Source organism: Nocardia sp. NPDC004340 (assembly GCF_053602575.1).
On the sequence record NZ_JBSGDW010000005.1, the window covers coordinates 245,140 to 253,010 of the forward strand.

At 69.1% G+C, this 7,871-nt stretch carries 5 protein-coding genes and 1 tRNA gene; 5 read left to right on the forward strand and 1 reads right to left on the reverse strand.

The genetic code is table 11. From position 1 onward, the window contains the following. The first annotated feature begins 12 nt into the window (after positions 1-12). Genes pgm through ACWEOI_RS22220 form a run of 3 tightly spaced genes read left to right on the forward strand, consistent with a single transcriptional unit; the run spans position 13 to position 3,709 of the window. On the forward strand, positions 13-1,653 hold the full coding sequence (gene pgm / locus ACWEOI_RS22210; protein WP_433667323.1) for a phosphoglucomutase (alpha-D-glucose-1,6-bisphosphate-dependent): 1,641 nt from the start codon (positions 13-15) through the stop codon (positions 1,651-1,653). Between the two features lie 41 nt (positions 1,654-1,694). Then, on the forward strand, positions 1,695-2,924 hold the full coding sequence (locus tag ACWEOI_RS22215) for an MFS transporter (protein ID WP_452360827.1): 1,230 nt from the start codon (positions 1,695-1,697) through the stop codon (positions 2,922-2,924). A gap of 44 nt (positions 2,925-2,968) precedes the next feature. Then, entirely contained in the window at positions 2,969-3,709 is a 741-nt protein-coding gene (locus ACWEOI_RS22220; RefSeq protein WP_433667319.1) for a thioredoxin domain-containing protein, read from the forward strand. A gap of 201 nt (positions 3,710-3,910) precedes the next feature. Here the strand turns inward: ACWEOI_RS22220 and ACWEOI_RS22225 are convergent, their stop codons facing one another. Beyond that, positions 3,911-5,686, reverse strand: coding sequence for a DUF222 domain-containing protein (locus tag ACWEOI_RS22225; protein ID WP_452360828.1), 1,776 nt, complete (start codon positions 5,684-5,686; stop codon positions 3,911-3,913). 129 nt (positions 5,687-5,815) lie between these two features. On the opposite strand from ACWEOI_RS22225, the gene ACWEOI_RS22230 reads away from it, so the two are divergent. Together ACWEOI_RS22230 and ACWEOI_RS22235 are read left to right on the forward strand one after the other, a co-directional pair. Next, positions 5,816-5,888 (forward strand) — tRNA-Ala (locus ACWEOI_RS22230). 637 nt (positions 5,889-6,525) lie between these two features. Then, on the forward strand, positions 6,526-7,871 hold a 1,346-nt coding region (locus ACWEOI_RS22235), incomplete at its 3' end, for an Ig-like domain repeat protein (protein ID WP_452360829.1).

The window sequence follows — 7,871 nt, forward strand, 5'->3', positions numbered from 1 at the left end:
GGAGGTGCGGGCATGGCCCACGATCGAGCCGGACGACCGGCGCGGGCCACGGACCTCGAGGACATCGCGCACCTGGTCACCGCCTACTACAGCCGCATCCCGGATCCGGCAGACCCCGCGCAGCTGGTCTCCTTCGGCACCTCCGGGCATCGCGGATCCAGCCTGGACTGCGCGTTCAACGAGGCGCACATCCTGGCGATCACGCAGGCCATCGTGGAGTACCGGGCCTCGCGCGGCATCACCGGGCCGGTGTACCTGGCGCGGGACACGCACGCGCTGTCCGAGCCCGCCTGGACCACCGCGCTGGAGGTGCTCGCCGCCAACGATGTCACCGCGGTCATCGACGCCCGCGACAGGTACACGCCCACACCGGCTTTGAGCCACGCCGTGCTGCGCCACAACCGGGGCGGCACCCGGCATCAGGCCGACGGCATCGTGGTGACGCCCTCGCACAATCCGCCCCGCGACGGCGGTTTCAAATACAACCCGCCGCACGGCGGCCCGGCCGACACCATCGCCACCGACGCCATCGCCGCCCGCGCCAACGAGCTGCTGCGCACCGGGCTCTCCGAGGTCAGGCGCACCTCGCTGGCGCACGCGCTGGCCACCAACGTGGAGCGCTACGACTATCTGGACCGCTACATCTCGGACCTACCCAACGTGCTGAATCTGGACGCCATTCGCGGCGCCGGGATTCGGCTGGGCGCGGACCCCATGGGCGGGGCCTCCGTGGACTACTGGGAGGAGATCGGCCAGCGCTACGATCTCGAGCTCGAGGTGGTGAACCCGTTCGTCGACCCGACGTGGCGGTTCATGACGCTGGACTCCGACGGGCGGATCCGGATGGATCCGTCCTCGCGCTACGCCATGGCCTCACTCGTGGCGATTCGCGACGATTACGACATTTCGACCGGCAATGACGCGGACGCGGACCGGCACGGGATCGTGACTCCCGATGCGGGACTGATGAATCCGAACCACTACCTGGCGGTGGCGATCGAGTACATGATCGCCAACCGGATGGGCTGGGACGCGCTGACCAAGATCGGCAAGACGGTGGTGACGTCCTCCATGATCGACCGGGTGGTCGGGGTGCTGGGGCGCGACGTCTACGAGGTGCCGGTAGGGTTCAAATGGTTCGTGCCCGGATTGTTCAGCGGCAGCCTCGCTTTCGGCGGCGAGGAGTCCGCGGGCGCCTCGTTCCTGCGCATGGACGGCACCGTCTGGACCACCGACAAGGACGGCATCCTGCTGGCCCTGCTGGCCGCGGAGATCACCGCCGTCACCGGGCAGAGCCCGTCCACCCGCTACACCGAACTCGAGAAGCGCTACGGCTCACCCGCCTACGCTCGCGTCGACGCCACCGCCACCGCGGAACAGAAGACCCGTCTCGCGGCGTTGACGCCGGACATGATCACCGCGACCGAAATCGCCGGCGAACCCATCACCGGCATCCAGACCCGCGCCCGCGGCAATGGCGCGGCCCTCGGCGGGCTCAAGATCACCACGGAGAACGCGTGGTTCGCGGCCCGGCCCTCCGGGACCGAGGACAAGTACAAGATCTACGCCGAATCCTTCGAGGGCCCCGAGCACCTCGTACAGGTGCAGGCGGCCGCGGAGGAGATCGTCGGACACGCGTTGTCCGGTAAGTAGTACGGCGTTCGGCCGGATGTTCGGAATGAGTGGATCGGTGTGTGCGGTCGGTGAGTGAATCGGTGCTGGAGACGCGGCGGCGGCTACCCGTGGAGATCTGGGTGCTGGTGGGCTCGGCCTTCACCATCGCCATCGGATTCGGTTTGGTCGCACCGGCCCTGCCGCAGTTCGCGCGGAGCTTCGACGTCGGCGTGGCGGCGGCCTCGTTCATCGTGAGCGCGTTCGCGTTGATGCGCTTGATCTTCGCCCCCATGGCCGGGCGGCTGCTGCAGAAACTGGGCGAGCGCCCGGTCTACTTGACCGGCCTGCTCATCGTCGCGGTCTCCACCGGCGCGTGCGCCCTCGCGCAAAGCTATTGGCAGCTCCTGGTTCTGCGTTCGCTGGGCGGCATCGGATCCACCATGTTCACGGTGTCCTCCCTGGGCCTGGTCATCCGCATGTCCCCGCCCGCCGAACGCGGCCGCGTCTCCGGGGTCTACTCCACCAGCTTCCTCATCGGGTCCATCAGCGGCCCGCTGGTCGGCGGCGCCCTGTCCTTCCTGGGCCTGCGCGCCCCCTTCCTGATCTACTGCGTGGCCCTGCTGATCGCCAGCCTCATCGTCTATGTGGCCCTGCGCGATTCCCCTCTCGCGCTGCCGGAGAAGACCGACGGCGCGCCCACCATGTCCTTCCGCGAAGCGGTCGCCCGTCCCGCCTATCGCGCTGCCCTGTGGGCGAACTTCGGCAACGGCGCCGCCGTCTTCGGCGTCCGGATGGCCTTGGTCCCGCTGATCGTCGTCGAGGTCCTGAAACAGGACGCCGCCCTGGCGGGCGTAGCCCTCACGGCTTTCGCGCTGGGCAACGCCTCGGTCCTGTTCCTCTCCGGCCGCTGGTCGGACACCCTGGGCCGCAGACCCTTCCTCATCGCGGGCACCTTGATCTGCGCCGTAGGCACCGCGGGCATCGGCCTCGCCTCGACCCTGCCCTGGCTCCTCGCCGCCTCCGCCCTCGCGGGCATCGGATCAGGAATGTTCACGCCCGCCCTGCAAGCCGCGGTCGCCGACATCATCGGCCCCGGCCGCCGTGGCGGCCCGGTCCTCGCCGGCTACCAGATGTCCGCCGACCTCGGCACCTTCCTCGGCCCCTACGCCATCGGCCTGCTCGCCGACCGCGTCTCCTACGGTGTGGCGCTCGGAGTCACCGGCGTCCTCCTCGCCTCCGCCTCCGCGGTCTGGCTGGTCGTGCCCGAGACCCTGCGCCGCAAGGAAGCCGCGCTCGCCGTCGACCGCTAGGGGTGGGTATCGGTGGGGCGGGGGTGTCGGGCAGAGTGGTGCGGGTGAGCAATCCGACTTCGAAGCACACGCCGCAGCCGGTCTCGAGCAAGACCACCTATGCGCTGGCCGGGGTGGCGGTGGTGGTGATCCTGCTGATCGTGTTCGCGGTGTTCCAGTGGAACCGCGGTGGCGGGGACGCGGTGCGCAACGACGGGTACGGGTCGGCGCACGATCCGGCCGTGGAGGTGGCGCTGGACTCCGACGGGGCCATCGTGCTGGGGAAGCCCAAGGTGGCGAAAACCCTTGACATCTACGAGGATCCGCTGTGCCCGGCGTGCGGCCAGATGGAGAAGGTCAACGGCCAGGAGATCGCCCAGCAGGTCGACGAGGGCAAGCTCGCGGTGCGGTACCGGCTGGTGAACTTCCTCGACTCCCGCTCGGGCAGCAAGGACTACTCCACCCGCGCCGTCGCCGCCAACGAATGCGTCGCGCAGGACGGGAACGGCCCGGTGTACGCCAAGTTCCACGAGCTGCTCTTCACCACGAAGCAGCCCTCCGAAGGCGGCTCCGACCACGACAACAAGGAACTCGCCGCCATCGCCAAGGAAGCGGGCGCGAGCGACTCCGTCGCCAAGTGCATCACTTCCGGCGACCGCGCCGACACCGCGCGGGCCCACGCCACCGCCGCTCTCAAGGCCCTCGGTGACGCCCTGAACGGCCCGGCCGCCACCCCGTCGGTCTTCCTCGACGGCAAGAAGGTCGATCGCGGCAACGCGGACTGGGTGCTCAGCGCCGCGAAATAGGCTGCGGAACAGCGGTCTTCGAACAACCGGTTCAGGCCGGGCGGTCGACTCCTGCGAGTCGGCCGCCCGGCCTGTCTCGTGCGGTGGCATCCGCTGCGAGTGGGTGGGGTGCGGCCCATCAAGGGAACGGGGACGGTGAGCCGCACCCCGGGCAGGGGGCCGAGCCGGGGGCTCGGTCCCTTGGTTCGGGGTGGTGGACGGTCAGTGGGGGACCGGGTGGGTGGGGGATTCGGGGATGTCGTTGTCGGCGGTGGTGCGCGACAACTGGGGGTGGATCAGGACATGGGATTCGAGGGGGTACGCCAGGTCGGTGGTGAAATAGCTTCCGGCCGGGGCGGGTTCGGTGGGGACCGGGCGGAGGCGCGGCGGCCTCGCGGGGGCATCGATGTCCGTGTGCGGGAAGAGGTAGCGGGCGCCCTCGCGGATGGTCTCGTGGGTTTCACCGCTCGGGTCGATCCAGCGCATGCGGTCGGTGTCGGCCAGGTAGACGCGCCACGGGTGTTTTCCCTTGTCCGCCAGGGACTTCAAGCGGTTGTGGTGCGTGCAGAGCACGGCGCGGTAGCCGGAGTTCGGTTGCGCGGGGAGGTGGGGGAGCGGGCCGAACTGGATGAGTGAGGTCTCGGCGGCGGGCATGGTGCAGCCGGGGAAGCGGCAGAATCCGTCGAGGGCGCGCACCTCGCGGGCCGGGGCGTTCGAGAAGGGGCGCACCGCAGCGACTTTGGCGCGTTTGCGCAGTGGCGCGGACGGGGGAGCCGGATCGGTGGGCCTGGCGGGCCGATCCTGTGCGGCAGGGCTGTCGGTGTCGGTGGTGAGGCGGCCGCGATCCACCCGGGGTGTGGTGGGGGTGTCGTCCGGCGCGCGGCGCTCGCGGAGGTGGGCGGCGGCCGCTCGCTCCCACGGGGCTTGGGCGGCGATCCGCGTCCGCCGGGTCCGGCGCGGGCTCGGAATACCGCCCGCAGTGACGGATTCTTTTGTCGCCGAAGTGTTTTTCCCAGGGGTCGATTCCGCTGACCGATCGGCCGAGGACGACGGAGGGGCATCGTCCTCGCCCGGGCCCGGCGTGGCGTCCTCCGGGAAGTACTCGGGGATGACCTGGAACCGGGCGTGTTCGGCGAGCGTGCGGGCCAGTCCGGCGTCGATGGGCCCGTAGCCGGAGAGGAAGGCGGGGTCGTCGCGCAGGCCGAGGAGGGTTTCGGCGGACACCCCGACCTGGATGAGGGGACGGCGAGGCGTGGTGGGGGTGCTGGCCTTGGGGCAGTCGAGTTCCTTGCCGCATTCGCAGCGCAGCCGGCCCGAACCGTCGGCGAGGGCGATGAGCGCGTCGGCCCGGCGCTGCGACATGGTGCGCGGATCGTCCTCGCACACTTGCAGACTCATCTCCCGCAGCCGCATGGCGAGCGCCTGCGCTCCCGCGGCGGGCAGCAGCCCGTCGAACACGGCCATCCCGTCCTGCACCGCGCGAATCCGGACGTCGCGATCCTGTTCCCGAGCCTCGCGCCGCCGCGTCTCGCCGTCGGGATCCAGCCGTGTCACCCAGCGTTGCGCGGTCTGCCGCAACCGAACCGGGTCGGACCGCAGCGCCGCGTCGATCAGCTTGGGCTCGAGAACTTCTCGTATCTCCCGCGGCATCCCCCGCAGACAGTCCGTGATCACCTGCACCCGGGACAGATCGATCCGTCCCGCCGCGAACGCCAGTTTGGTCTGGGGTAGCGAGTCCAGCGCGAGTCCGATGTCGATGAGCGCCGCGGCCACCCCCTCCGGGACCTGCACCGCTACCGCGATCTCCGCCGCCGCGAACTCCCCGGCCCGCACCCCGCCGGCGCCCGGTGCGGCGTTCGCGGCTCGATGCCGGCGATACACCTCCCGCACCGCTGTGATTTCCGCCGCCTGTGCGAATGCCGCCGCCCCGTGTGCCCGCCGCAGCGCGTCGACCAGCTCGTCCTCGCCCATCGCCTCCACCTCTCGGCTATCGAACATGCGTTCGAGACTACCTCCGAAAGATCGCCGCCGCCAGCTCTTGTCCAGGCGATTTGGTTTGTTCGCCACCGGTCGTGTAACTTCGTTCAAGCAAGCGGGGCAACGCCCGGCTGGCAGAAAAGTGAACACGGGGCTATGGCGCAGCTGGTAGCGCACCACACTGGCAGTGTGGGGGTCAGGGGTTCGAGTCCCCTTAGCTCCACCCATTGATACAGGTCAGGCCCGGTCTCGTACCGGGCCTGACCTGTTTTTGTTCCGCCTACCCCGCGCGCTTACCCACGGTTTCGATTCAATCTTCATCGTTCCGTCGTGTCGGGTGATGTGGCCAGTCGCCGGCTCCCGGAGCCACCCGGCCGCAATGTGGTCAGACCCGGGTGTCGGCCGCCCGGCCACGGTCCGTACCCGGCGCGCGGAGTGACCAGTGGGGTGTCGGGGGAACGGCGCATTCGCTGTCTTGCCGGGCAATCGAGCGGAGTATTTGCCGACGTGCCTGGATCGTTACCTTCGGCCGAACTGGGCAGATGTCCAAAATCGGTGTCGAACTCGCCGGTAACTTTGTGAAACGCCGACATTTCCGAATGTGGCCACCTATGGTGAGCGCGCTTGCCCCAGACGAGATCACAGGAGATCACAGCAGTACGGATCAGAACAAATGCCGAGAGCAGAGCTTCCGAAACTCTCGGTCATAGCCTCCGCTGAAACCCCTGAGTCTGCGTGATCGCCGGCGTTGCGTGATTCAGCGATCGAATGTTGTTGATGATTGCTGGATTTTCCCTGTCCGGATACCAGCGCTCAGAAGAAAATCAGTAAGCGCCGAATTCTCTTCTCCAGGAATAACAATGACAAATCGACATGTCGCCCGCAAACTTGCCGCGACCACCACGGCCGCGAGCGCTCTGGCGCTGTTCGGCACCGGCGCCGCGGATGCGAACCCCGGGAACATCACGTGGTCCGACGGCTCCTCGCAGTTCACCCGGACCATCAGCAATGTGTCCCCGGCCGAGGGTGACACCATCACGGTCTCCACCCAGTTCAGCCGTAACAGCTGGACCGACGAGTACATCTACAACATCAAGGACCGGCACCCGGCCTGTGCCACCTATGTACCGGGTTCGGCCACCATGGGTGGCGGCGCGGTGTCGAATCCCGAAGTAGTCGCCGACGAGGGCAACGGCGGCGGCTACGTGCGAGCGTCGTTCGGCAGCACCTCCTGGGTGGTCCAGAACCGGCCGGGCTTCCACAGCTCCCCGACCTTCAGCGTGCAGTACAAGGTCGGTCACGGCTGTGCCCGCGGGGTCGCTCTGACCACCGGCATGGATTACGGCGGGTCGCTCGGCTCGGGGTCGTACGGCACTCAGGGCCCGTCGATCACGGTGGGCAAGAACGCCACGACCACCGCCCTGGCCCCGGTCTCGGGCGCCCGCGCGGGCCAGCCGGTCACGTTGACGGCCACGGTGACCGGTGGCTCGGCCGGTGACACGATCGGTTTCTACGACGGCGGCACCCAGATCGGTACCGGCGCCCTGGACGCCACCGGTACCGCGACCTACCAGTGGACACCGACGGCGAGCGGCAACCGCACCCTGACCGCGCAGTATCCAGGCACCGCGTCCGCCAACGCATCGCAGTCCGCACCGCAGACCGTGAACGTCACCCCGGCCGATGTCGCTTCCACCATCACCCTCAACCCGGTGACGGGTGCGAAGGTCGGTACCGCGACCACCCTCACGGCCAAGGTGACTCCCGCCGCGGCCGGCGGCACGGTCCAGTTCGCCGATGGCGCAACCGTGCTGGGGACCGGCCAGGTCGATGGGACCGGCACTGCCACCTACCAGTGGACTCCCGCGGATGCCGGCGCGCACACGCTGACCGCGACGTTCTCGGGGCGTGACGGTGTCACCGGGTCCAATACCACCGGGCAGGTGTCGGTTGTCGCGGCCGATGTCGCTTCCACCACCGTCCTCAATCCGGTGACGGGTGCGAAGGTGGGAACCGCGACCACCCTCACGGCCAAGGTGAGTCCCGCCGCGGCCGGCGGCACGGTCGAGTTCGCCGATGGCACAACCATTCTCGGTACCGGTCAGGTCGACGGGACCGGGACCGCCACCTTCCAGTGGACGCCCTCCGCGGCTGGTGCGCACACGCTGACCGCGACGTTCTCGGGGCGTGACGGTGTCACCGGGTC